Annotated in this window: 24 protein-coding genes; 13 read left to right on the forward strand and 11 right to left on the reverse strand. The window is 71.3% G+C overall.

Annotated features, from left to right (window positions below):
* Positions 1-129 precede the first annotated feature (129 nt).
* Positions 130-558, forward strand: a complete 429-nt coding sequence (locus tag JUB13_RS17300) for a response regulator transcription factor (protein WP_328702955.1) — start codon at positions 130-132, stop codon at positions 556-558.
* 189 nt (positions 559-747) lie between these two features.
* Positions 748-1,476: a helix-turn-helix domain-containing protein gene (locus JUB13_RS17305; protein WP_207481184.1), complete on the forward strand. Its 729-nt coding sequence runs from the start codon at positions 748-750 to the stop codon at positions 1,474-1,476.
* Positions 1,477-1,584: 108 nt separating this feature from the next.
* Here the strand turns inward: JUB13_RS17305 and JUB13_RS17310 are convergent, their stop codons facing one another.
* From JUB13_RS17310 to JUB13_RS17330, 5 genes are all read right to left on the reverse strand, one after another.
* Positions 1,585-1,965: a DUF6481 family protein gene (locus tag JUB13_RS17310; RefSeq protein ID WP_207481185.1), complete on the reverse strand. Its 381-nt coding sequence runs from the start codon at positions 1,963-1,965 to the stop codon at positions 1,585-1,587.
* Complete coding sequence (locus tag JUB13_RS17315; protein ID WP_207481186.1) at positions 1,962-2,144, reverse strand: hypothetical protein; 183 nt, start codon at positions 2,142-2,144, stop codon at positions 1,962-1,964. Before JUB13_RS17315 ends, JUB13_RS17310 begins: the two co-directional genes overlap by 4 nt.
* 120 nt (positions 2,145-2,264) lie before the next feature.
* Complete coding sequence (locus JUB13_RS17320; RefSeq protein WP_207481187.1) at positions 2,265-2,474, reverse strand: cold-shock protein; 210 nt, start codon at positions 2,472-2,474, stop codon at positions 2,265-2,267.
* Positions 2,475-2,683: 209 nt separating this feature from the next.
* A complete protein-coding gene (ccoG, locus tag JUB13_RS17325) occupies positions 2,684-4,141 on the reverse strand; it encodes a cytochrome c oxidase accessory protein CcoG (RefSeq protein WP_207481188.1) in 1,458 nt (485 codons plus the stop codon).
* Between the two features lie 96 nt (positions 4,142-4,237).
* A complete protein-coding gene (locus tag JUB13_RS17330; RefSeq protein ID WP_207481189.1) occupies positions 4,238-5,308 on the reverse strand; it encodes a ParA family protein in 1,071 nt (356 codons plus the stop codon).
* 209 nt (positions 5,309-5,517) lie between these two features.
* Between JUB13_RS17330 and JUB13_RS17335 the strand changes: the two genes are divergently transcribed.
* On the forward strand, positions 5,518-6,153 hold the full coding sequence (locus JUB13_RS17335; RefSeq protein ID WP_207481191.1) for a septation protein A: 636 nt from the start codon (positions 5,518-5,520) through the stop codon (positions 6,151-6,153).
* Between the two features lie 81 nt (positions 6,154-6,234).
* Complete coding sequence (locus JUB13_RS17340; protein WP_207481193.1) at positions 6,235-6,621, forward strand: PRC-barrel domain-containing protein; 387 nt, start codon at positions 6,235-6,237, stop codon at positions 6,619-6,621.
* A 75-nt stretch (positions 6,622-6,696) separates the two neighbouring features.
* On the opposite strand, the gene JUB13_RS17345 is transcribed toward JUB13_RS17340, so the two are convergent.
* On the reverse strand, positions 6,697-7,098 hold the full coding sequence (locus JUB13_RS17345; RefSeq protein WP_207481195.1) for a hypothetical protein: 402 nt from the start codon (positions 7,096-7,098) through the stop codon (positions 6,697-6,699).
* A 165-nt stretch (positions 7,099-7,263) separates the two neighbouring features.
* On the opposite strand from JUB13_RS17345, the gene JUB13_RS17350 reads away from it, so the two are divergent.
* Genes JUB13_RS17350 through JUB13_RS17380 form a run of 7 tightly spaced genes read left to right on the forward strand, consistent with a single transcriptional unit; the run spans position 7,264 to position 13,190 of the window.
* Complete coding sequence (locus JUB13_RS17350; protein ID WP_207481197.1) at positions 7,264-8,037, forward strand: SDR family NAD(P)-dependent oxidoreductase; 774 nt, start codon at positions 7,264-7,266, stop codon at positions 8,035-8,037.
* On the forward strand, positions 8,034-8,537 hold the full coding sequence (locus JUB13_RS17355) for a MarR family winged helix-turn-helix transcriptional regulator (protein ID WP_236025021.1): 504 nt from the start codon (positions 8,034-8,036) through the stop codon (positions 8,535-8,537). The genes JUB13_RS17350 and JUB13_RS17355 overlap by 4 nt, the downstream gene beginning before the upstream one ends.
* Positions 8,534-9,412 carry an enoyl-CoA hydratase family protein gene (locus tag JUB13_RS17360; RefSeq protein ID WP_207481199.1) on the forward strand — a complete coding sequence of 293 codons (879 nt, stop codon included), beginning with the start codon at positions 8,534-8,536 and terminating at the stop codon, positions 9,410-9,412. Before JUB13_RS17355 ends, JUB13_RS17360 begins: the two co-directional genes overlap by 4 nt.
* 1 nt (position 9,413) lies before the next feature.
* Positions 9,414-10,607 (forward strand): acyl-CoA dehydrogenase family protein, encoded by a 1,194-nt coding sequence (locus JUB13_RS17365; RefSeq protein WP_207481201.1) that lies wholly within the window; start codon positions 9,414-9,416, stop codon positions 10,605-10,607.
* A gap of 25 nt (positions 10,608-10,632) precedes the next feature.
* A complete protein-coding gene (locus JUB13_RS17370) occupies positions 10,633-12,300 on the forward strand; it encodes an AMP-binding protein (protein WP_207481203.1) in 1,668 nt (555 codons plus the stop codon).
* A gap of 4 nt (positions 12,301-12,304) precedes the next feature.
* Positions 12,305-12,775 (forward strand): acyl-CoA thioesterase, encoded by a 471-nt coding sequence (locus JUB13_RS17375; protein ID WP_207481205.1) that lies wholly within the window; start codon positions 12,305-12,307, stop codon positions 12,773-12,775.
* A complete protein-coding gene (locus JUB13_RS17380; RefSeq protein WP_211115581.1) occupies positions 12,768-13,190 on the forward strand; it encodes a RidA family protein in 423 nt (140 codons plus the stop codon). The genes JUB13_RS17375 and JUB13_RS17380 overlap by 8 nt, the downstream gene beginning before the upstream one ends.
* 39 nt (positions 13,191-13,229) lie before the next feature.
* Here the strand turns inward: JUB13_RS17380 and JUB13_RS17385 are convergent, their stop codons facing one another.
* Positions 13,230-14,297 (reverse strand): dienelactone hydrolase family protein, encoded by a 1,068-nt coding sequence (locus tag JUB13_RS17385; protein WP_236025022.1) that lies wholly within the window; start codon positions 14,295-14,297, stop codon positions 13,230-13,232.
* Between the two features lie 93 nt (positions 14,298-14,390).
* Between JUB13_RS17385 and JUB13_RS17390 the strand changes: the two genes are divergently transcribed.
* Together JUB13_RS17390 and JUB13_RS32075 are read left to right on the forward strand one after the other, a co-directional pair.
* Complete coding sequence (locus tag JUB13_RS17390; protein WP_207481208.1) at positions 14,391-15,056, forward strand: dienelactone hydrolase family protein; 666 nt, start codon at positions 14,391-14,393, stop codon at positions 15,054-15,056.
* A 195-nt stretch (positions 15,057-15,251) separates the two neighbouring features.
* Positions 15,252-17,276 carry a lytic transglycosylase domain-containing protein gene (locus JUB13_RS32075; RefSeq protein ID WP_207481210.1) on the forward strand — a complete coding sequence of 675 codons (2,025 nt, stop codon included), beginning with the start codon at positions 15,252-15,254 and terminating at the stop codon, positions 17,274-17,276.
* 471 nt (positions 17,277-17,747) lie between these two features.
* Here JUB13_RS32075 and JUB13_RS17400 read toward each other — a convergent pair whose 3' ends face one another.
* The 4 genes from JUB13_RS17400 to JUB13_RS17415 form a co-directional block, all read right to left on the reverse strand.
* On the reverse strand, positions 17,748-18,542 hold the full coding sequence (locus JUB13_RS17400) for a 2-keto-4-pentenoate hydratase (RefSeq protein WP_207481225.1): 795 nt from the start codon (positions 18,540-18,542) through the stop codon (positions 17,748-17,750).
* A gap of 50 nt (positions 18,543-18,592) precedes the next feature.
* The gene (locus JUB13_RS17405; protein WP_328702956.1) at positions 18,593-19,492 is read right to left on the reverse strand and encodes a DMT family transporter; all 900 of its coding nucleotides are present in this window, start codon (positions 19,490-19,492) and stop codon (positions 18,593-18,595) included.
* A gap of 22 nt (positions 19,493-19,514) precedes the next feature.
* Positions 19,515-20,453 (reverse strand): bifunctional helix-turn-helix transcriptional regulator/GNAT family N-acetyltransferase, encoded by a 939-nt coding sequence (locus tag JUB13_RS17410; protein ID WP_207481227.1) that lies wholly within the window; start codon positions 20,451-20,453, stop codon positions 19,515-19,517.
* Positions 20,454-20,532: 79 nt separating this feature from the next.
* Positions 20,533-21,708 (reverse strand): metal-dependent hydrolase family protein, encoded by a 1,176-nt coding sequence (locus JUB13_RS17415; protein ID WP_207481229.1) that lies wholly within the window; start codon positions 21,706-21,708, stop codon positions 20,533-20,535.
* Positions 21,709-21,726 lie beyond the last annotated feature (18 nt).

Raw genomic sequence — 21,726 nt, forward strand, 5'->3', positions numbered from 1 at the left:
CAAATCGGCCCTGGTAGGGAAAACCCCTTATTTTCCGAAGGGGTGCGGCCCCAATATCGTGGTCCCGTCGATACCCGTCGCGGATCGGCTGGCGCGGATCACTGATCCCGCCGGAACCTGGAGGTCGCAGTGGGTGCTTTCAACGACGAACTGGTCTTCATCGTCGACGACGACGAGCCGGTCCGGGACTCCATGAAGGTGCTGCTCGAAGCCTGCCGGCTTCGGGTCCGCGACTATGCCTCCTGCCGGGACTTCATCGACGATTTCGACGGCGAGGAGGGCTGCCTGCTGCTCGACCTGCACCTGCCGGTCATGAGCGGCCTGGAATTCCTCGAGAAGTACGGCGACCAGCTCGGCAAGATGCCGGTTATCATGGTCACCGGCCGCGGCGACCCTGAGACATTTGCCCGGGCACGCAAGATGGGTGTCTCAGCCATCCTCGAGAAACCCTTCGAAGACGAGGCGCTGCTGGACACGATCCGGCAGCTTCTGCCGAACGCGGCGCCGGGCGCCGCCGGGGGCGGTACCGGCCTCGGCAGCCACCACGGCCACGTCTGACTTCCCGCCGGAACCGGAGGGACGCCGCGCGCACGGCCGCGCCACCCAGCCGCGCGCCCCGGCCTAAGGGCATATACGGGATCCTACTTACGTAAGATCCCCAACTTTCTCCCCCGGCGCCGCCTTCGTAGCTTCATCCCAGAAACGATGACGGGATCGGCCCGTCGCCAGGGCCGGGAGAATAGACAGATGGCACCCAGCGCAGCGATGCACGCAGCCCCGACCCTGGCACGCCCGCCCATGCCGTTCCCGGCGGCGATGGCTCGCGTCCTGCCCTTCCCGTCCAGCCGGCCCGAAGCCGATCCCCTGGATGCCATCGCCACCACTTCGGTCGTCGACCGCGATATCGCGATCTTCCACCAGGGCGGCTCGGCCGACGCGCTGTTCCGCCTGGTCGACGGCGTCGTCCGCATCCACAAGCTGCTGCCCGACGGCCGGCGCCAGATCGTCGGCTTTCTTCAGGCCGGCGATTTCTTCGGCCTGGCCTTCGGCGACACCTACCTCTACACGGCCGAGGCGGTCACGGTGGCGACCGTCCGGCGCATGTCCCGCTCGCGGGTCGACGCCGTGATGGACGAGCACCCCGCGCTGCGCCAGCGCCTGCTGGTCGTCACCGCCGAGGAGCTGATCGCCGCCCAGGACCAGATGCTGCTGCTGGGCCGCAAGAACGCGGTCGAGAAGATCTGCTCGTTCCTGACGATGCTGTCGCGTCGCCGGGCGCGGCAGGGCAAGGACCCGGCGCGGCTGCATGTGCCCATGAGCCGGGCCGACATTGCGGACTATCTTGGCCTGACCATCGAGACCGTCTCGCGCACCATCACCAAGCTGAAGACGGCCGGCACGATCCGGCTGCTCGACGGCAACAAGATCGCGCTCTGCGACCCCGAGACCGTTGCGAGCCTGGCCGAGGGCGCCTGAAGCCTTCCCCCGGCGGCCCCGGCATAAGGAAAGGCCCGGCGGAGCTATCCGCCGGGCCTTGTGGTTTTTTCGCGCCGAACCGGAGCGGTCCGGAGTGCCTGTCCCGCTTCAGCGCTGGCGCGCCTTGCGGGCGGCATAGCGGGCGTCGCGGGCGGCCTTGCGCTCGGCCTCCAGGGCCACCTCGCGCGCGGCGCGTTCCGCGGCTTCCTGGGCAGCCATCGCTTCGGCCGCGACCCGGGCGGCCTCCTCGGCGGCAAGGCGCGCCGCCTCCTCGGCAGCTGCCCGCGCCTTCTCGGCCTCGCGCTCGGCCATGCGGGCGGCGATGCGGAGATCGCGCTCCGCGCGAAGCGCCTGGCGCTCGGCCTGCCGTTCCGCAAAGCCGGGATCCGTGATCTCCGGCCTGGCATGGAATTTCGCCAACTGCGCCTTGCGGGCATTGGCGGCCGCGCTCAGGCGGTCGTTGAAACCTGGATTCTTGAAGCCGCTCATTCTGGGTCCTTGTCGGGAATGGAGTCCGGGGCCGCGTCTTCGCCGCCCGACGCTTCGGGACCTTCGGTCCTGCGCCGCACGGCCTCGGCCTCCTTGCGCTGCAGCCTGTCCTGCTTGCGCTGTTCCTTCACCCGGTTCCGATCGGCGCGCTGCTGGTTGTAGTTGGGCCTGAAGGCCATCGCTGCGTCTCCGATGAAGCAGTTGCCGGGGAAGCTCGGGCGCCGGCCTGCCGGCCGCGGCGCGGGCGACGTGAAAAAAAGGGCGGCAGAAGCCGCCCTCTCCGATCCTACCGGCGCCACTCAGAGCGCGCGGAGGTTCTCGGCCGACACCTTGCCCCGCCGGGGATCACGCACGGCCTCGAACGACAGCCTCTGGCCCTCGTTGAGATTGCCGAGACCGGCACGCTCGACCGCGGAGATGTGGACGAAGACGTCAGCCGAGCCGTCTTCCGGCTGGATGAAGCCGAAGCCCTTGGTGGAGTTGAACCACTTCACGATACCGTTGGCCATGGGTCTGTTCCCTTTCTGGCGTTGCTGCCCCGCGACATGCGGACAGCATCAAATCACTTCGGGAAGAGACCCAGACCCGAGCGGGCTGGAGAGCGCATACCCCAGAGCACTTCGACTCCGTCAATATGGGGGGCGGCACGGCGGCATACAACGCCAATCGGTACGCAATGCCCGTCCTGCCGGCGCGGCCCGCCGTCGGCGCCCTCCCTTCAGCGGCGCGGTCCGTCCGGGGCCATGAAGACGCTTCCATAGACCGCGCGTTCGCGACGTTCGTGGTCCACCAGCACGAAGTCCAGCGGAGCCGAGGCGGAGGCCGCCACCTCACGCGGAACATCGACCGTGACGCGGAAAGTCGCGACGGAATCGGGCCGCGCCGCGAGCACCGTCGCCCCGGCCGCGTCGTCGCCGGCGACATGGATCCGGGCGTCGGCGAGCCCCTCGACGGCCAGCTCGTACCGGCGCGGCTGCCGGGTCATGTTGCTGATCTTCACGGTGTAGCCGTTGCGGATCGAGCCATCCGAGAGCTGGACGAAGAGCGGTGCGCGGTCGCGCTGGACCGAGATGTCGAGGCGCGGGCGCAGCAGGAGCGTGCCGCCCATGACTGCCGCGATGACCACGATCATCAGCGCATAGACGATGGTGCGCGGTCGGAATGGCGTCCACCGCGTCGGCCGCCCCTCGGCACGGGCGGCCGAATTCGCGAGCGTGTCGTATGCAATCAGGCCGCGCGGCCGGCCGACGGCGTCCATGATCGGCGCGCAGGCATCGACGCAAAGGCCGCAGTTGATGCAGTCGGCGTTCGCGCCCTCGCGGATGTCGATGCCCATCGGGCAGACCTGGACGCACTGGGAACAGTCCACGCAATCGCCGAGGCCGCGGGCGCTGCGATCCTCCCAGCTCTCGGACTTGCGCCGCGGGCCGCGCTCGTCGCCGCGCCAGGCCTGGTAGGTGACGACGAGGCTGTGCTCGTCGAGCATGGCACTCTGAATGCGCGGCCAGGGGCACATGTAGGCGCAGACCTGCTCGCGCGCCCACCCCGCCAGCAGGTACGTCGTCGAGGTGAACAGGCCGACGAAGAACAGCAGCGTCATCGGCACCTGGCCCGCAATGATGTCGTGAGGCAGGCTCGGCGCGTCGGTGAAGTACATCACCCATGCGCCGCCGGTCAGCAGGCTGATCACCAGCCAGGCCGTGTGCTTGGCGACCTTGCGCACGGCCTTTCCGACGCTCATGGGCGCCCGGTCGAGGCGGATCTGCGCGGCACGGTCGCCCTCGATCTTGCGCTCGACCCACAGGAACAGGTCGGTCCAGACCGTCTGGGGACAGGCGTACCCGCACCAGACACGCCCTGCCAGCGACGTCGCCAGGAACAGGGCGACCGCGGCCAGGATCAGCAGGCCGGTCAGGTAGTACACCTCCTGGGGCCAGATCTCGATCATGAAGAAGAAGAGCCGCCCCTGCTCGAGATCCACCAGGATCGCCTGACTCGGCGCGTCCGGCCCGCGGTCCCAACGGACCCAGGGCGCCACGTAGTACACCGCGAGCAGCAGCCAGAGCAGCGCCCATTTCAGCCGCCGGTAGAAGCCGTCGACGGCCTTGGGGAAGATCTTGGTGCGGCTTGCGTAGAGCGCGGGGGCGGCGGGGCTGGACGAGGCTGGAACGGACACGGCGACGCACCCTGCGGCAGCGGGAGGATTCGATCACCCGCACCAGAGCACGATCGCGGCACCGGGAGCTTGACCTGCGTCAACCCCCGGCCGGATTCAGCCGAGCGCCGCCGTCAGCACCGCCAGCGCCCGGGGCCCGACCAGCAGGCCAACCGCGCCGCCGCACAGGAACCCCGCGAGGAACCCGGCGGCAATCCCGCCGATGCCCGCCCGCGCCTTCGCGGCGGAAGCGCCGTCGCGCTTGCGCTCGGGCTCGGCGGCCTCGGGCGCCGGAGACTCCACCGGCGGCCCGGCATCGTCGAGCCGGGCGAAATCGGGCCGGACCAGGTTCGCCTCGATGCGCGCCGCGACCTCCTCGAAGGAAAACTCGCCGTCGCCGAGCTTGCGCAGCCGGTGCAGCCGTCCGACGATCTCGGCGGTCAGCTGTGCATAGTCGCGGGTGGCTGGCGCCATCGGGTTGAAGACGCCGACCGGCTGGCGCTTCACCTCGGCCTTCTGGACCTCGGGGTCGAAACGGATGCGGTTCCGGAAGACCTGCCCCGGAAAGCCGCTGGTCAGCTCGCCGACGACCTGCCGGTCGCGCTGCGAACCTTCGAACAGCGTGATCACGATGCCGAGGACGCCGAGCCAGGGCGCGATGCCGCCGCGCAGCGCGGTCACCGTCTCGTTGGTCCGGTGCACGCCCTGGAGCGAGAAGGCGCCCGAGGTCGTCGGGATCACCACGGAATCCGCCGCCACCAGCGCGTTGATCGAAAGCAGCCCCATGGCCGGGGGGCAGTCGATCACGATGAAGTCGAAGCGCCGCTGCGAGAAGGACAGGATGGTCCGAAGGCCCTGGTTCGGGCGGATGCGCTCGTCCAGCCCGCTCTCCAGCAGGGTCAGCGACCGTGTCGCCGGGATGATCCACAGGTTCTCGACGGGCGTTTGGTGCGCGGCGTCGTCGATCACCGCCGTCCGCCGCATCACGTCGACCAGGTTCGGCGAGGTCCCGCTGCGCGCCAGGATCGTGGTGCTGCTCTGCTGGGGGTCGAGATCGACAAGCAGGCAGCGGAACCCGGCGGCGGCGAGGCAGACGGCAAGGTTCAGCGAGGCCGTTGTCTTGCCCACGCCGCCCTTGTGGTTGTAGACGGCCAGCGTGTACGGGGCTGCAGGGTCGGTCTCGGACATGGGGCATCCCGGGCGGTTCATAGGCGGCCGCCGGAAGATCGGCGGCGCGGGACCGGATTCGGCCTGCCGGCCCCGCCTGGGGCGCTTACCCCAAGACCCCGGCAGTTGCAAGTCCTGCGGCCCGGCGCGATCGGAGCGCACCCGGAATGGTCGCGCCGCCTGATCGTCAGCACCCGGAACGCGGGCCCGGCTCGGGCGTTAAGCTCGTCATGACGCAGCCGATCGCCACGGCAGCCCACTCGGCGGCAGCACCGCGCAGGCACCGTTTCGCCGTGGGGCCGGTGCTCTGGAAGCTCGCGCTCGAGATCGGGCCGCTGCTCGTGTTCTTCACGGCCTACCAGCATGCCGGGATATTCGCGGCGACCGGCGCCTACATGGGCGTCACGTTGCTGGCGGCGCTGATCTCCTACCGGCGCGAGGGGAAGCTGCCGCTGCTGCCCCTGATCGGCACCGTCCTGGTCCTGGTCTTCGGCGGGCTGACGCTGGCGCTCGATGCCCAGATGTTCATCCTCATCCGTCCGACCATCGTGAACGGCCTGTTCGCATCGGCGGCCTTCTACGCGGTCGCCACCGGACGACCGCTGATGCAGATGGTCTTCGGGGACGCCCTGTCCTTGACCCCGTCCGGATGGCGGGGCCTGACGCTCCGGGTCGCGCTGTTCCTGACCTTCATGGCCGTGCTGAACGAGGCCGTCTGGCGGAGCTTCCCTCTCGACGCCTGGGTCAACTTCAAGGTCTTCGCGGTGCTTCCCCTGGACGCCGTCTTCGTCGCCGCCATGTGGCCCTACGTCCGGCGCCACCACCTGCCAGAAGCGACGGGCGAGACCCAGACCGCCGCAGCCTGAGCATCGCCGCCGGCCGCGCGGACAAGACAAAGTGGCCCGCAGGCTGTTGGATTCGATAGGATTCCCCCCGCGGAGCCGGCCATGCGGAGCACTCTCCGGACTTCCCTCATTGCGGCGGCCTTCATCTGCTGCGGCGCCGGTGCTGCCTATGCCTGCGCCCCGCAGGATTCCATCGCCTCGCCCGACGTGGTGGCGCCCACCGACCCGCGGCTGGGCGACACCGGAAGCTCGGCGGCGCCCGTTGGGCTCGAGGATCTGCTGGGGATGGCGGTCCTTGATGCGCAGGGCGAAAGGCTGGGCGAGGTCGAGGATGTGGAAGTCGCCCCCGACGGCCAGCCACGGGAGATCGTCGTCGACGAGGGCCGCGGCCATGTCGCGCGCATGGACGCGTCGCGGCTGAAGCTGTCGGCACCCAACGCCCTGCGCCTGGACGACCAGCTGGATGGGCGGATCGCCGGGCGGCCATAGGCGCCGGCCGCAAAAGAAGCGGCCCGGACCGCCGGAGCGGACCGGGCCGGGACCTGTCGGAAGCGCTGGGCCGGGTTAGCGGGCCGCGCCGCCGGACGCACCACCCCCGGACGCGCCACCCCCGGACGCGCCACCCGAGGCACCGCCGCTGCCCGCGCCGCCAGCGGCGCCGCCGCTCGAGGTGTCGGTGCCCGTGCGGGCACCCGTCTCGCCCTGGCCGTTCTGCGTGCCCGAGATGATGCTGCCCGTCGTCGACTGCCCCGTGGCGCTGCTGCCCGTGGTCCCGTTCAGGCTCGTCCCGGAGCCGGTGGCGCCCGTCGCGGCGCCCGGGGTCGTCGGGCGGCTCGAGGTCTCGCTGCTGGTGCCTCCGGTGCTGCCGCCAGTGGCGCCGCCGGTGCTGCTCTGCGCCATCGCGGCGCCAGCGATGAACAGGGCCGCACTGGCAGCGAGGGCAGACTTCAGAACGGTCGTCTTCATGCAGTCCTCCAGTAGATGTGGACGTGCCGGGTCCGCCTTAGGCGGCGGCACGCTTCGTCACTTCAACCGGTGCGCGCGGCAATCGTCCCGCGTGCCCTTCGCGTGCTTGCCAGCCCCTTCCGTATATTTTAGGCTTAAAAGATCTACGGCGGACGGAGCTGCCGCATGGAGGGATCCTCGGCGACGCTGGGCGGGAGGCATGCGCTGGTCACCGGGGCCGGACGCGGCATCGGGGCCGCGATCGCCCGGATGCTCGCTGCGCGGGGCGCGCGGGTGACGCTGGTCGGCCGCACCGCCGCGCCGATCGAGGGGCTTGCGGCCGCGATCGGCGGCACCGCGGTGGCGGCCGACGTCACTGACGAGGCGGCGCTTGCCCGCGCCTTCGCCAGGGCCGAGGACGTCAACGGGCCCGTCGACATCCTGGTGAACAATGCGGGCGCCGCGCTCTCCGCGCCATTCCGCGCCCTGGACCGGTCCCATTGGGACGCCATGCTCGCCCTGAACCTGACGTCGGTCTACACGGGCTGCCGGCTCGCCCTGCCCGCGATGACCGAGCGAGGCTGGGGCCGCATCGTGACCGTCGCCAGCACCGCAGGCCTCAAGGGCTATCCCTATGTCGCGGCCTATGTGGCAGCCAAGCACGGGGTGATCGGGCTGACGCGCGCGCTGGCGCTGGAGACCGCGCGCAGCGGAGTAACCGTCAACGCGGTCTGCCCGGGCTACACGGATACGGACCTGGTCGGCGGGGCCGTCGACCGGATCGCCGAACGGACGGGACGGACGCGCGCGGCCGCCCTGGCCGACCTTACGCGCACCAATCCACAGGGCCGGCTGGTCCGGCCCGAGGAGGTGGCGGAGACCGTGGCCTTCCTGTGTGGTCCCGGCACGGACGCCCTGACTGGCCAGGCGATCGCCGTCGCTGGCGGGGAGGTCGGATGATGGCCGAGGGCGCGATCCCGTCGGACTACGAGACAGCGGCCGAGCGGCACGAGCCCGAACTGCGCCTGTGGCTGCGCCTGCTGACCTGCACCAGCATGGTCGAGGGCGAGGTGCGCGGCCGGCTGCGTGACCGCTTCTCCGTCACCCTGCCCCGCTTCGACATGATGGCGGCGCTGGACCGGGCGCCCGAGGGGCTGACCATGGGGGCCCTGTCGCGCCGCCTGATGGTCTCCAACGGCAACGTCACCGGGGTCGCCGACCGGCTGGTTGCCGAAGGCCTGGTCAGCCGCGAAGCCGCGCCCGGCGACCGGCGCTCCGCCGTGATCCGGCTGACGCCCCGAGGACGCCAGGCCTTTGCCGAGATGGCGCGGGCGCATGAGGCATGGATCGCGGGGTTCTTTTCGGGGCTCGACGCAGACGAGATCGCGCAGCTCATGGATCTGCTCGGCCGGGCCAAGCGGTCCGTGCGCGCAAGCTTGCGAAGGGAGGAGACGCCATGACCGATCCCGGGCCGCTCCCCGAGGACGACGGCACAGGTCCCGTATCCCCGGCGCCCGCCCCGGCAGCCCCTCTCGCGGCGTATCGGGCCCGGCGTTTCCTGTGGCGGGTCGAGGGCAAGGTCGCGACCGTGACGCTGAACCGGCCCGAAAGGAAGAACCCGCTGACCTTCGAATCCTACGCCGAGCTGCGCGACACCTTCCGCGCCCTCGCCTCGGACGGGGAGATCAAGGCGGTGGTGGTGACAGGCGCCGGCGGCAACTTCTGCTCGGGCGGGGACGTCTTCGAGATCATCGGCCCGCTGACCAGGATGGCAATGCCCGAGCTGCTGCGCTTCACGCGCATGACGGGCGACCTGGTCAAGGCGATGCGCGCCTGCCCGCAGCCGATCGTCGCGGCGGTGGACGGCGTCTGCGCCGGCGCGGGCGCGATCATCGCCATGGCCTCGGACCTCCGCTACGGCACGGCCGCCAGCAAGGTCGCCTTCCTCTTCACCCGCGTCGGCCTGGCCGGCTGCGACATGGGGGCCTGCGCGATCCTGCCGCGCATCATCGGCCAGGGCCGGGCGGCCGAGCTGCTCTACACCGGGCGGTCCATGGACGGGGCGGAGGCCGAGCGCTGGGGCTTCTACAACCGGCTCTGCGATCCTGCGGCGCTGCTGGCCGAGGCGACGGAGATGGCGCGCCGCATCGCCGACGGCCCCAGCTTCGCGCACGGCATGACAAAGCGCATGCTGCACCAGGAATGGTCCATGCCGCTGGACGAGGCCATCGAGGCCGAGGCTCAGGCCCAGGCGATCTGCATGGCCACGGGGGATTTCCGCCGGGCCTACGAGGCCTTCGCGGAAAAGCGCGCCCCGGTCTTCGAGGGCGACTGACATGCCCGACCGCAGCTTCCTGTCCTGGCCCTTCTTCGAGGACGAGCACCGCCACCTCGCCGCGTGGCTCGAAGACTGGGCGGGCTCGGGCGGCACGGAGCCGGCGCATGGTGCGGACCTGGACGTGGCCTGCCGGACGCTGGTCCGCGATCTCGGCGAGGCCGGCTGGCTGCGCCTCGTGGTTCCCGCGTCCCATGGCGGTGCGCGGGACCGGCTGGATGTGCGGTCACTCTGCCTCGCCCGCGAGATCCTGGCCCGGCATGCCGGCCTCGCCGATTTCGCCTTCGCCATGCAGGGCCTGGGGACCGGGCCGGTCACGCTGTTCGGCTCGGATGCGCAGAAGGACCGCTATCTTCCGCCCGTGCGCCAGGGGCTGAGCATCGCCGCCTTCGCCCTTTCGGAGCCGGAGGCGGGCTCGGACGTGGCGGCGACCGCGACCACCGCCCGGCCGGATGGCGATTCCTGGGTGATCGACGGGACAAAGACCTGGATCTCCAACGGCGGCATCGCGGACCACTACGTCGTCTTCGCGCGCACGGGCGAGGGCCCTGGCGCCAAGGGCCTTTCGGCCTTCATGGTCGATGCGGGGAGCGCCGGCCTGACAGTTGCGGAGCGGATCGAGGTGACGGCCCCGCACCCGCTGGCCACGCTGCGCTTCGAGGCCTGCCGCGTGCCCGCCGCCAACCTGATAGGCCGGCCCGGCGACGGCTTCCGCATCGCCATGGCGACTCTGGACGTCTTCCGCTCCACGGTCGGTGCCGCGGCGCTCGGCTTCGCCCGCCGCGCGCTGGACGAGGCGGTCGGGCGCTGCGCGACGCGCAGGATCTTCGGCGGCGTGCTCGGCGACCTGCAGATGAGCCAGCACAGGCTTGCCGACATGGCGACCGAGGTGGATGCGGCGGCGCTGCTGGTCTACCGCGCCGCCTGGACGAAGGATTCCGGCGCCGACCGCGTCACCCGCGAGGCCGCCATGGCAAAGCTCTACGCGACCGAGGCCGCCCAGCGGGTCGTCGACGGCGCGCTGCAGCTCCTGGGCGGGCTGGGTGTCGTGCGGGATTCCGTCGTCGAGACCTTGTACCGCGAGATCCGGCCGTTGCGGATCTACGAGGGCGCCTCGGAGGTGCAGCGGGTCGTGATCGCCCGGCAGCTCCTGTCGGCGCGGACGACCGGGGGACCCGGCCGGCCGGGGACATGACCGTCACGGAAGAGGGGAGCACGAGATGCAGGGCTACACCGCGCATGTGGACACCTTCGCCCGTGACAACCTGCCGCCGCGGGACCAGTGGCCGGCGATGGTCTTTGACCTGCCCGAGCTCCGATACCCGGACCGGCTGAACTGCGGGGTCGAGCTGCTGGACCGCGTGGTGGCGGCCGGGCATGGCGGAAGGCGCTGCCTGATCACTCCCGCGGAAACGTGGACCTATGCGCGGCTGATGGCCGAGGCGAACCGCATCGCTCACGTGCTGACCGAGGACATGGGCGTGGTGCCGGGCAGCCGCGTCCTGCTGCGGTCGGCCAACAATCCCATGATGGTCGCCTGCTGGTTCGCGGTGATGAAGGCCGGCGCCATCGCTGTCGCCACCATGCCGCTGCTGCGCGCCCGCGAGCTCGCGGTGATGATCGAGAAGGCCCGCGTCGAGTTCGCGCTGTGCGACGCCCGCCTCGCCGCCGAGCTGGAGGCCGCGCGCCCGGCGGCGCCCACCCTGCGGACCATCCGGTACTTCAACGGCGAGGCGCCCGAGGCGCGCGAGGCGCGTTCGGCGCCTGCAGGACTGGAGGCGCTGGCACGCTCCAAGCCCGATACATTCACGGCCGTCGACACGGCGGCCGAGGACGTGTGCCTGATCGCCTTCACCTCGGGGACGACCGGCGTTCCCAAGGGAACCATGCACTTCCACCGGGACGTGCTGGCGATCTGCGACTGCTTTCCGAAATACGTCCTGAAGCCAAGCCCCGACGACATCTTCTGCGGCAGCCCGCCTCTCGCCTTCACCTTCGGTCTCGGCGGCCTCGTGACCTTCCCAATGCGCATCGGCGCGGCGACGGTGCTGCTCGAAAAGGCGACCCCTGACGCGCTGCTGGCCCAGGCGATCCAGGAGCACCGGGCCAGCATCTGCTTTACCTCCCCCACCGGCTTCCGGGCGATGCTCCGGCTGCTGCCGGAGCACGACGCCTCGTCCCTGCGCTGCTGCGTATCGGCCGGCGAGACGCTGCCCCTGCCGACCTGGCAGGCCTTCAAGGACGCGACCGGCATCGGGATCATCGACGGGCTCGGCGCGACCGAGATGCTGCACATCTTCATCTCGGCCGCGGGCGACGACATCCGCCCGGGGGCGACCGGGCGACCGATCCCGGGCTACCAGGCCTGCATCCTGGACGAGCACGACGCGCCGCTGCCGCCGAACCATGTCGGCCGGCTGGCCGTGCGCGGCCCGACGGGATGCCGCTACCTCGCCGACCATCGACAGTCGTCCTATGTCCGGAACGGCTGGAACATCACGGGCGACGCCTATCTCATGGATCAGGACGGCTACTTCTGGTACCAGGCGCGCACCGACGAGATGATCATATCCTCGGGCTACAACATCGCCGGGCCGGAGGTCGAGGAGGCGCTGCTGGCGCATCCGGACGTGCAGGAATGCGCCGTCGTCGGCGTTCCCGACGCCGATCGCGGCCAGATCGTGAAGGCCTTCGTCGTCCTGCGGCCGGGCACGTCCGCCGATGCCACCACCGTAAAGGCGCTTCAGGACTTCGCGAAACAGCAGATCGCGCCTTATAAGTATCCCCGCGCGATCGCGTTCATGGAGGCGCTACCGCGTACCGAAAGCGGCAAGGTGCAGCGCTTCAGGCTGCGGGAGCTGCAGGAACCTGAGCGAAAGGCAAGCTGAACCGATGACCTCCGCCCTGCCCGATCGGCTTCCCGAGGGCGCCTTCCGGGCCCGCCGGCTGATCCGCTTCTCGCACTGCGACCCGGCAGGGATCGTCTACTTCCCGGTCTATTTCGACATGTTCAACGGGCTTATCGAAGACTGGTTCAGCCAGTGCCTGGGGATCGACTACGCATCCTGGATCCTCGGCCAGCGCCGGGGCATGCCGATCGTCCACGCCGAGTGCGACTTCGCGCGGCCGAGCCGCATGGGAGAGACGCTGACCCTGGGGATCATGGTCGAACGGATCGGCCGCAGCTCGCTCAGCCTGCGCTTCCTGGGCGAGCACGAGCCCACGGGGGAGGTCCGCCTGGCCGGCCGGCTGGTCACCGTCGCGACCTCGCTCGAGACCCAGCGCGCCATGGAGATCCCGGACGATCTCCGCGCCGCGCTGGAGCGTTATCGCGAGCAATGCAGGGAGAGCGCCCATGGATGAGGGCACGCGGACGCCGGCGGTGCATCGCGTCCTGCAGCCGGCGGGCTGGCCGCGCCCGCGCGGCTACGCCAACGGCATCGAGGCCCGCGGGCGGACCGTCTTCGTCGGCGGCATGATCGGCTGGGACCAAACCGGGCGCTTCGCGGCCGCGGACCTGCCTGGCCAGGTCCTGCAGGCCCTTCGGAACATCGCGGCCGTGCTGGCCGAGGCGGGCGCCGGCCCCGAGCACGTGACCCGCATGACCTGGTACGTGACGGACATGGCGGCCTACCGGCAGGCGCAGCGCGAGGTCGGCGAGGCCTACCGCGCGGTGATGGGCGCCCATTTCCCCGCCATGGCGCTGGTGCAGGTCGTCTCCCTCGTCGAGCCCGAGGCCAAGGTCGAGATCGAGGCGACGGCGGTCATCCCCGACTAGGTCGGGACCGCCTGGGGCGGGATCGGCCCAAACCGCCCTTCAGCCGCCGATCGCCGCGTCCAGGAAACGGCCGAGATCCCGGGTGGACAGGGCGCGCACGGCGTCGTCGCGGCCGATCTGGTAGGGCCGGTCCTCGACGCAGAGCGCCAGCAGCGCCTTGCGCATCAGCGCCCCCGCCATGGGAAAGCCGGTGTTCTCGTCGCGCACCGTGCCGTCGGAACCGACCGCGAAGCGGCAGTTCGTCAGAAGCCGTCCGGTGGGCCGTCGCCCCCAGGGCCCGTCCCACTGGTGGACCGCGCCGGCATAGACGCGGGTCTCGACCCGGCTTCCGCCCTCACGCATCTCCGTGGCCACGGTTTCGCAGCGCGCGGCGTCGATCAGCTCGTCCGCATCGCCCCACAACATCAACATCGGCGCCCCGGTCGTCCGCGTATCCTCGAAGCGCGCGATGCACGGCCCGTAGAAGGACGCGTGCGCCGCAAAGCGCAGCCCGTCCGGCGCCATCAGGCCGGCGACGCCGGCGTTCAGCGCGTACATCGCCGCCATGCCGCCGTAGGAGAAGCCGACCAGGGCCACCCGGCCCGGATCGACCGTCGGCAATCCCGCGAGGTAGCGCAGCCCCGCATAGGCGTCGGCCACGATCATGCTCTCGGTGATCTCAAGGATGCGCTGCACGAACCCCGTCGCGAGGTCGCGGCGCGCGGCGAAGGAATCGACCACCAGGGCCGCGACGCCCATGCGGGCGAGCTGGGCGCCGTAGGTCAGTTCCCGTGCCGCCAGCACGCCCCCCGACCCGTGCAGCAGCACGACGGCGGCCAGAGAGCGCGCGGGCGTGTCGCCGGGCGGCAGGAAGAGCGTCCCCATAGCCATCGTCTCGGGCGCAGCGGTGGGGTCGGCCATGTCGGCCGGCATGAAGGGCGAGCGGCTCGGGAAGGTGACGGCCTGCCCTTCGATGCCGGCGCCCGGTCGGGCCTCGGGCCAGGGCCCGTCCAGGGAGACCTGCCCCGGTGCCGCGCCCGCCGCCCCGGGGGCCGCGTTCCCCGGGGCGGCGAGGACGAGCAGCAGGGCCAGGATCGCGCCCGCGATCCCGAGCGGAGTGGGCGGCAAGGACGACTCCGGCGTGGACGGAAAGACTGCGTTAACTACAATCTGGCGCGAACGGGGCCGGAATCAACCGGCCCGGCGAACGAGGACGCGAACATGGGAACGAGGATCGAGCTGACCGCCGCGGACGGGCACCGCCTTTCCGCCTACCGGGCCGATCCCGGCGGTCAGCCGCGAGGGCTGGTGGTGGTCGCCCAGGAGATCTTCGGCGTGAACAGCCACATCCGCGGCGTGTGCGACCGGTTCGCCGAGGAGGGCTGGACCGCCGTGGCGCCTGCCCTCTTCGACCGGGCGGAGCGCGCCGTGGAACTCGGCTATCAGCAGCCGGACATCCAGCGGGGCCTCGAACTCCGCTCCAGGATCGAGCTGGACCAGGCGCTCGCCGACATCGCTGCCGCGCGCGCCGTCGAGCCCGGGTTGAAGGCGGCGGTGGTGGGCTACTGCTGGGGCGGCCTGCTGGCCTGGGCCACGGCGACGCGGCTGGACGGCTTCTCGGCGGCGGTCTCCTACTACGGCGGCGGCATCGCCAAGCTGGCGGACGAGACGCCGCGCTGCCCCGTGATGCTGCATTTCGGCGAGCAGGACCATGCGATCCCGCTGACGGACGTCGAAAGCCTGCGCCGCGCCCATCCCGACCTGCCGGTCCATCTCTACGCCGCAGGGCACGGCTTCAACTGCGACCAGCGCGGTTCCTACGATCGCGATGCTGCCGAGACGGCCCTCCGCCGCACGCTCGACTTCCTGGGCACCCATCTCGGCTGAGGGTCAGCCCCTCCGGCCCGGCAGCCCGCCCAGCCGCAGGTCCCCAAGCCTTTCCAGCCTATCCGCATCGGCCGGCTTGCTGGTGACCAATCGGAAATGAATTGTATGTGATGATTATTGGTGGCACCGCCCTGCCCTCGGGGCGGGACGGTGCCGGTGCCTTGGGCTGGACGTCGGGTGACGAGGATGAGGACCGTGAAGGGATTCGGGAACCGGTGGGCCCGCGCCCTGCTCTGCGCCACCCTGCTGGCCACCGCGCCGGGAATGGCCAATGCCGCCGAAGCGCCGGCGAAATCGAAGGCTGCCGCATCCAAGACCGCCGCATCCAAGGGTGCAGGGGCCAAGACGCCGGCGCCGGCCAAGAAGACGGTCGCGAAGGCGGCGGCGCTCGTCGCAGCGCCCGCGTCGCCCCGGATGGAGCGGGACCTGGCGATATGGACCCTGCTGATGGGCAGCGGCGCCATAATCGATTTCGAGGAGATGGCCGAGTTCCTGGCGGCTCATCACCATTGGCCCGGCCAGATCCGCATGCGTACCCGCATGGAGCGGGTGCTGCCGAGCGCCTGGCCGACCGACAGGGTGCTCGCCTATTTCCAGAAGAACCCGCCGGTGTCCACGGCGGGCGTGATCCGCGCGGCTGCGGCCCAGGAGGAAGCGGGCGACCGGGCGGCGGCGGACGCGCTGCTGCGCGACCACTGGGTCGCGGGCGACCTGGATTCCGCCGAGCAGGCGTCCTTCCTGACGCGCTTCGCCGACCGCCTGCGCCCGTCAGAGCACCGCCGCCGGCTGGACCGTCTGGTCTGGGACGGCGAGACGGAGGCTGCGAAGCGGATGCTCGGTCTCGTCGACGCGGCCCATGGCCAGCTCGCGATCGCGCGGCTGGACCTCGCGGCCGGCCGCGGCGATGCCAGGGGAATCCTCTCGGCGCTCCCGCCAGCGGTCCAGGACGACCCCGGCCTTCTGTTCGCGCGCGCCCGGTGGCACCGCCTGAAGGGCGACAGCCACGAGGCCGCCGAGCTCCTGGCCAAGCAGCCCCAGGATCCTGACCGCCCGGACCAGTGGTGGTCCGAACGGGAGGCAGCCGCGCGGGACATCTTCGAGGGCGGCGACGCCCGGCGCGCCTATGCGGTCGTGAACGCCCACCGCCTGGCCCAGGGACGCGACCACGTGCAGGCCCAGCTCATGGCGGCGTGGCTCGCCACCGCCCAGCTCGGCCATCATGCGGATGCGCTGCGGCACGCCGAGGCCGCCTTCTCCGACCCGGCCGCCATGGCCTTCGAGAAGGTGCGGGCCTCCTATTGGGCCGGGCGCGCGGCGGAGGCCCTCGGCAACAAGGAGGCGGCGGCCCGCTGGTACCAGCAGGCGGGGCGCTCGCCTGGCCTGTTCCACGGCCAGCTCGCCCTGGTAAGGCTCGATCCCACCGCCGTCCTGCCGAACGAGGGCGACCCGGACCCGACGCCGCAGGAGGAGGCCGCCTTCGAGCGCAAGGACCTGACGATCGCCGCGCGCGTCCTCGACCGGCGCGGGCGCGGCGACCAGGCCGCGCTGTTCGTCCGCCGCGCCATGGAGGAGGCGGAATCGCCGACCGAGCTGACGCTGGTTGCAGCGCTGGCGCGCTCCATCGACCGGACCGACCTCCAGATCGCCGTGGCGCGCAAGGCAGCGCGCCACGGGCACCTGCTGGGCCGCAGCGGCTATCCTACGCTCGCGAACCAGACGGGCATCCAGGGCGCCGACCCGGCGCTGGTGCATGCCATCATCCGCCAGGAAAGCTCCTTCGCAGCGCAGGCGCGCAGCCCCGTCGGGGCCGCCGGGCTGATGCAGGTCATGCCGGACACCGCGGCAGCCATGGCCAAGCGGATCGGCGCCAAGCACTCGGCCAAGGCGCTGCACCAGGACCCCGCCCACAACCTGCGCCTCGGCAGCACCTACCTCGCCGACCTGCTGCGCCAGTACGACGGCAGCGTCCTGATGGCCGCCGCAGCCTACAATGCCGGCCCCGGCCGCGTGCGGAGCTGGGTCAACTGGCTCGGCGATCCCCGCGAGCGCAGCATCGACGTCGCCGACTGGGTGGAGAGCATCCCCTACAAGGAGACCCGCAACTACGTCCAGCGCGTGCTGGAGGCGACGCTGGTCTATCGGACGCGGCTGTCTGGCAACGCGGCGCGGGTTGCCCCCCATGTGGCGACCTTCTCGGGAGGACGCGGCAGCGCGAGCTGATCCGTCAGGACGGCGCGGCGGCGTAATGCTCGTCGCTCACGGGCTCGAGCCATTCGACCATGGCGCCGTCGAGCTATGCCGGTCTCCGGCGCCGCGCCGTGCCAATGCTTCTCGCCGGGCGAGATCCAGACGGTATCGCCGGCGCGGATCTCGCGCACGCGTCGGCCCCAGCTCTGCACCCGGCCCGAGCCCGCGAGCACATGGAGCGCCTGTCCCAGCGGATGGTGTGCCAGACCGTACGCGCACCGGGCTCGAAGGTGACCCGGTACGAACGGAGCCGCGCCGGCTCCGGCGCCTCGATGATCAGATCCTGCAGGACCGTTCCCGTGAAATACCCGGACGAGCCACGGCGCGTCGGCGACCCGGCGGGTGGGCGGATCTCCATCCTGGCCTCCAATCCTGAGGGTGGCGCCATCTTGACCAGTCCCGGACGAGTCCCGGCCGCGGCGAAAGTGCGCGGCGGCCAAGCGGTCAAGTGACCACCACTGCTACCTCGCCTAGCCCATCGAAGGAAGCGACCACCCGCCCGGGCGCCTCGACGACCAGGGGGGCGGCGACCGCGCCCAGCGTCACCACCTCGCCGGGCGCGAGCGGCGTGCCCTGTGCACGCAGATGCTCCGCGAGCCAGGCCAGCGATCTCAGCGGATGGCCCAGGATCGCCGAGGCCGGGCCTGCCAGCCGCTCCACCCCGTCGAGGCGCATGCGCCCGGAAAACCCCGCATCGCCGGCCAGGCAGACGGGATCCGCGTCCGGCCCCAGCACGCAGCCGGCCGAGAAGAAGTCGTCGGCGACGAGCGTCGCGACGCCCGCCTCCGCATCCTCGGCCCAGCGCCACTCCACGATCTCGATGGAGGTCATCACCGCCTCGACATGGCGAAGCAGGGCCGCGGGTTCAGGCTCGGCGCCGCCGATGCCGGGCCCGAGCCGCACCGCCACCTCGCATTCGAGGCCGAGGCGGAAGAAATCCTGCAGCGCCACGCGCGCCTCGCCGCGCCGGACCCTGTTCGCATAGAGCGTCCCCGCGCAGGGATAGGGAATGCCCAGGAAGGCCTGCATGCCCGGCGAGGTCGATCCCACCTTCCAACCGGCAGGGCGGCCGAGCCCGGCTGCGATCAGCCCGCGGGCCTCTGCCTGGACCGCGTAGCCCTCGGCCAGGTCGGCAGGGCGCAGCTCCGGCGGCAGCGCACCGCGCGGCGGACGGATGCCGCGCCGCAGCCGCAGATCCGCGATCAGCCTCGCCGCCTCGCGCCGCGCCTCTTCCTTCATTCCGGTCCCCCGTTCCGTCCAGAGCCGCCCGCCCACGATCATCGCGGGCATCATCGCACATGGCCGGCCGTTCCACGCGTCGCCAGCCACAGCCCCGCCGCCACGCAGGCGAGACCGGCGACGGTGCCCCGGGTCAGCGGCTCGCCAAGAAGCCAGGCCCCTAGGAGCGCAGCCGTTGCCGGGCTGAGCGAGAGAAACACGGTCACCCGCGTCGCCGAGATCGTCCTGAGCGCCCAGAGCCACAGCATGTATCCGCCGCCGCTCGAAAGGCCGATGAAGGTCACCGCGGCCCAGCCCGCGGTACCGAGCCGCGACGCGTCCGTGAACAACCCCTCGGGCACCGCGAAGCCGGCTAGGAAGACGACCGAGGCAAGCATCGCCCACGCGCCCACCGGCAGCGTCGGGTAACGGGCGAGATAGGGCCGGTAGAGCACCGAGCAGACGGCGCCGCTCGCGGCTGCGCCGAGCACGGCCAGCGCTCCGAGCCATTCGCCCTGCCCCGCTCCGCCGCCCTCGGCCAGCCGCTCGCCGAGTCCCACACCGACGCCCAGGATGGTCAGGAGCACGCCGGTGCCGCGCCGGGCATCGAGCCGCTCGCGCCCGAGCAGTGCTGCGGCCAGCATGGTCAGCAGCGGGAAGGTCGCGAAGATCAGCGCGGCCCGCGCGGCCGGAAGCGCCTGCAGGCCTAGGTTCAGCAGCGCGATCACGACGCCGAACTGCACGATGCCGAGCGCCATGACCGCGGCCAAATCGCGCGGAGCGAAGCGCACGCGTCTCAGGGCGAGCAGGGGCGGAATAAGGCACAGCGCCCCGATGGCATAGCGCAGGCAGGCCAGCGAGGCCGGCCCCAGATCGTCGACCACCGCGCGGGTCGCAACCATCGCCGCCCCGACCTGGATCCCGGTCGCGGCGGCCGCGGCGAGTGCCAGGCGCTCGCGCGCGGCGCTCACGGCGGCCCGACCGGCGCCGCGGTCAAAGGGCGAGGTCCCAGTGCTGCCCGACCAGGTCCTTGCCGAAGGAATGGTGCCGCTCCTCCTTCGTCAGGACGAAGCCTGCCGTCTCGTAGATGCGCCGGGCCGCCACCAGGACGTCATTGGTCCAGAGCGTGAGCGTCCGATAGCCCTTGGCGCGGGCGAAACGGATGCACTCCTCGACCAGGCGGCGTCCAATGCCGAGCCCACGAGCCTCGGGCTCGACGTAGAGCAGGCGGAGCCTGGCGACCTCCTCGGACTGGCGGACGAGGAAGACGGAGCCGACGACCTCACCCTCGCGCTCCGCGATCCAGCTGCTCTCGTGCCTGGGATCGAAGTTCTTCACGAAGCCGGACGCGATCTCGGCGACCAGCGCCTCGTAGGTCCCGTCCCAGCCGTACTCGCGGGCGTAGAGAAGGCCCTGGCGATGCGTGATCCAGCCGATGTCGCCGACCTGGAGCGGCCGCAGCACATAGGGCACGCGTGGCTCGCCGCCCTGACCGAGCAGCCTTTCGATGGCTGCCATGGACCTGACCAGCAGTGCCCGCTGCTCGGGCCCGAGCCCGCCGAGCATGACCGCGACCTCGTCGTGGGAGGCCCGGTCGAGCGGCGCGAAGGCCTCCCCGCCCGCCTCGGTGAGGGCGAGCACGGACTGGCGCCCATCGGCCTCAGACGGCGCGCGGGTGACGAGGCCCCGCGCCTCGAACTTCCTGAGGATCCGGCTGAGATAGCCGGCGTCGAGGCCGAGATCCCGGCCGAGCTCGGCCGCGCTCGGTCCGGCGCGATGGGCGAGCTCGTAGAGGACCCGGCACTCCGTCAGCGAGAACTCGCTCTTCAGCAGCCCCTCGTCGAGGAGGCCGATCTGGCGGGTGTAGAACCGGCTGAATCGGCGTACGGCTGCGATCGCAGCCTCGAGGTCCTGTCCAGGCCCATGGCTCATCGCCGCGCCCTCCACCAGTGACGATGGACAGGATCAACAACTTTGTTGACGGAGTCAACTTTCTATAGCGGGACCCCGCTCAGCCGGCCGGAACGCCGGCCTTCCACACTCCGCGATGATGGGCGCGGTCGGCGGCGCGGGAGATGTTCTCGACCGGATTGCCGGAGACCAGCAGCAGATCGGCCAGGGCGCCCTCGGCGATCACGCCGCGGTCATCGAAGCCTATCAGCTCGGCCCCCCGGCTGGTGGCCGCGATCAGGGCCTCGGCCGGGCTCATGCCCCAATCGACCATGTAGGCGAGTTCGACCGCATTGGCGCCGTGGAGGTTGAAGGGCGTGCCCGCATCCGTGCCCATGGCGATCCGCCCGCCGGCGCGATGGTACATGCGGAAGGATTCCCGGTGGCGCTCGGCGACCGCGCGGGCCTTCTCCACGGCGTAAGACGGGATACCGCGATCCGCGTTGCCGAGGATGTTGCGCACGGCCGCGATCGTCGGAACCAGGAAGGTCCCGGCGGCCAGCATCTCCTCCAGGCACTGCTCGTCCATGTAGATGCCGTGCTCGATCGAATCGATGCCGGCCCGGACCGCGTTCAGGATGCCTTGGGTGCCCTGGGCATGGCTCGCGGTGCGGCGGCGAAGGCGCCTGGCCTCGGATACGCCGGCCGCCATCTCGGGGGCCGTGTAGTGGGCGTCGCGCGGATCGACGCCGGGCGTCATCACCCCGCCCGTCGCCATGATCTTCACGAGGTCGCAGCCGGCATGGACCTGCTCGCGCACGGCCTTCACGATCTCGTCCGAGCCGTCGGCCACGCGGGCCCACTGGTTGCCGTGGCCCCCCGTCATGCAGATCATGCGGCCGGCGGCGCGGATGGCCGCGCCGGGGAACACGCCGCGCTCGATCGCATCCCGCACGGCAAATTCCAGATGGTCCTTGCCGCCGCAGTCGCGCACCGCGGTGATGCCGCCGCTCAGGCTCGCCTGGGCGTTGGCGAGAACCGTGAGCGTGATCTCCGCAGCGGACATCCGCTCCAGCGCGGCCCGCGGATCGGCGCTGCCGGTATAGCAGAGATGGACATGGCAATCGATCAGTCCCGGCAGCAGCGTGCCGCCAGCGGTGTCGACCACGGGCCCCGCATAGCCCGCGAACTCCGCCAGCGGGCCAACGCGCCGGATGCGGCCGTCCTCCACCAGCACGCCCGCCCCCTCGACGAACCCGCCGCGGCCGTCGAACACCGACCCACCCCGAAACAGCATTCCCGCCCCTTTCCGCTA

This window comes from Arenibaculum pallidiluteum (assembly GCF_017355985.1).
GTDB classification, from domain to species: domain Bacteria; phylum Pseudomonadota; class Alphaproteobacteria; order Azospirillales; family Azospirillaceae; genus Arenibaculum; species Arenibaculum pallidiluteum.

What these genes read in the sequence shown, in the direction of transcription:
- JUB13_RS17380 (WP_211115581.1), top strand. Translation starts at nt 12,768, where the DNA reads ATGGATGAGGGCACGCGGACGCCGGCGGTGCATCGCGTCCTGCAGCCG.
- JUB13_RS17330 (WP_207481189.1), bottom strand. Translation starts at nt 5,308, where the DNA reads ATGTCCGAGACCGACCCTGCAGCCCCGTACACGCTGGCCGTCTACAAC.
- JUB13_RS17400 (WP_207481225.1), bottom strand. Translation starts at nt 18,542, where the DNA reads ATGAAGGAAGAGGCGCGGCGCGAGGCGGCGAGGCTGATCGCGGATCTG.
- JUB13_RS17410 (WP_207481227.1), bottom strand. Translation starts at nt 20,453, where the DNA reads ATGAGCCATGGGCCTGGACAGGACCTCGAGGCTGCGATCGCAGCCGTA.
- JUB13_RS17375 (WP_207481205.1), top strand. Translation starts at nt 12,305, where the DNA reads ATGACCTCCGCCCTGCCCGATCGGCTTCCCGAGGGCGCCTTCCGGGCC.
- JUB13_RS17340 (WP_207481193.1), top strand. Translation starts at nt 6,235, where the DNA reads ATGCGGAGCACTCTCCGGACTTCCCTCATTGCGGCGGCCTTCATCTGC.
- JUB13_RS17345 (WP_207481195.1), bottom strand. Translation starts at nt 7,098, where the DNA reads ATGAAGACGACCGTTCTGAAGTCTGCCCTCGCTGCCAGTGCGGCCCTG.
- JUB13_RS17355 (WP_236025021.1), top strand. Translation starts at nt 8,034, where the DNA reads ATGATGGCCGAGGGCGCGATCCCGTCGGACTACGAGACAGCGGCCGAG.
- JUB13_RS17360 (WP_207481199.1), top strand. Translation starts at nt 8,534, where the DNA reads ATGACCGATCCCGGGCCGCTCCCCGAGGACGACGGCACAGGTCCCGTA.
- JUB13_RS17305 (WP_207481184.1), top strand. Translation starts at nt 748, where the DNA reads ATGGCACCCAGCGCAGCGATGCACGCAGCCCCGACCCTGGCACGCCCG.
- JUB13_RS17310 (WP_207481185.1), bottom strand. Translation starts at nt 1,965, where the DNA reads ATGAGCGGCTTCAAGAATCCAGGTTTCAACGACCGCCTGAGCGCGGCC.
- JUB13_RS17315 (WP_207481186.1), bottom strand. Translation starts at nt 2,144, where the DNA reads ATGGCCTTCAGGCCCAACTACAACCAGCAGCGCGCCGATCGGAACCGG.
- JUB13_RS17335 (WP_207481191.1), top strand. Translation starts at nt 5,518, where the DNA reads ATGACGCAGCCGATCGCCACGGCAGCCCACTCGGCGGCAGCACCGCGC.
- JUB13_RS17320 (WP_207481187.1), bottom strand. Translation starts at nt 2,474, where the DNA reads ATGGCCAACGGTATCGTGAAGTGGTTCAACTCCACCAAGGGCTTCGGC.
- JUB13_RS17365 (WP_207481201.1), top strand. Translation starts at nt 9,414, where the DNA reads ATGCCCGACCGCAGCTTCCTGTCCTGGCCCTTCTTCGAGGACGAGCAC.
- JUB13_RS17390 (WP_207481208.1), top strand. Translation starts at nt 14,391, where the DNA reads ATGGGAACGAGGATCGAGCTGACCGCCGCGGACGGGCACCGCCTTTCC.
- JUB13_RS17415 (WP_207481229.1), bottom strand. Translation starts at nt 21,708, where the DNA reads ATGCTGTTTCGGGGTGGGTCGGTGTTCGACGGCCGCGGCGGGTTCGTC.
- JUB13_RS17370 (WP_207481203.1), top strand. Translation starts at nt 10,633, where the DNA reads ATGCAGGGCTACACCGCGCATGTGGACACCTTCGCCCGTGACAACCTG.
- JUB13_RS17350 (WP_207481197.1), top strand. Translation starts at nt 7,264, where the DNA reads ATGGAGGGATCCTCGGCGACGCTGGGCGGGAGGCATGCGCTGGTCACC.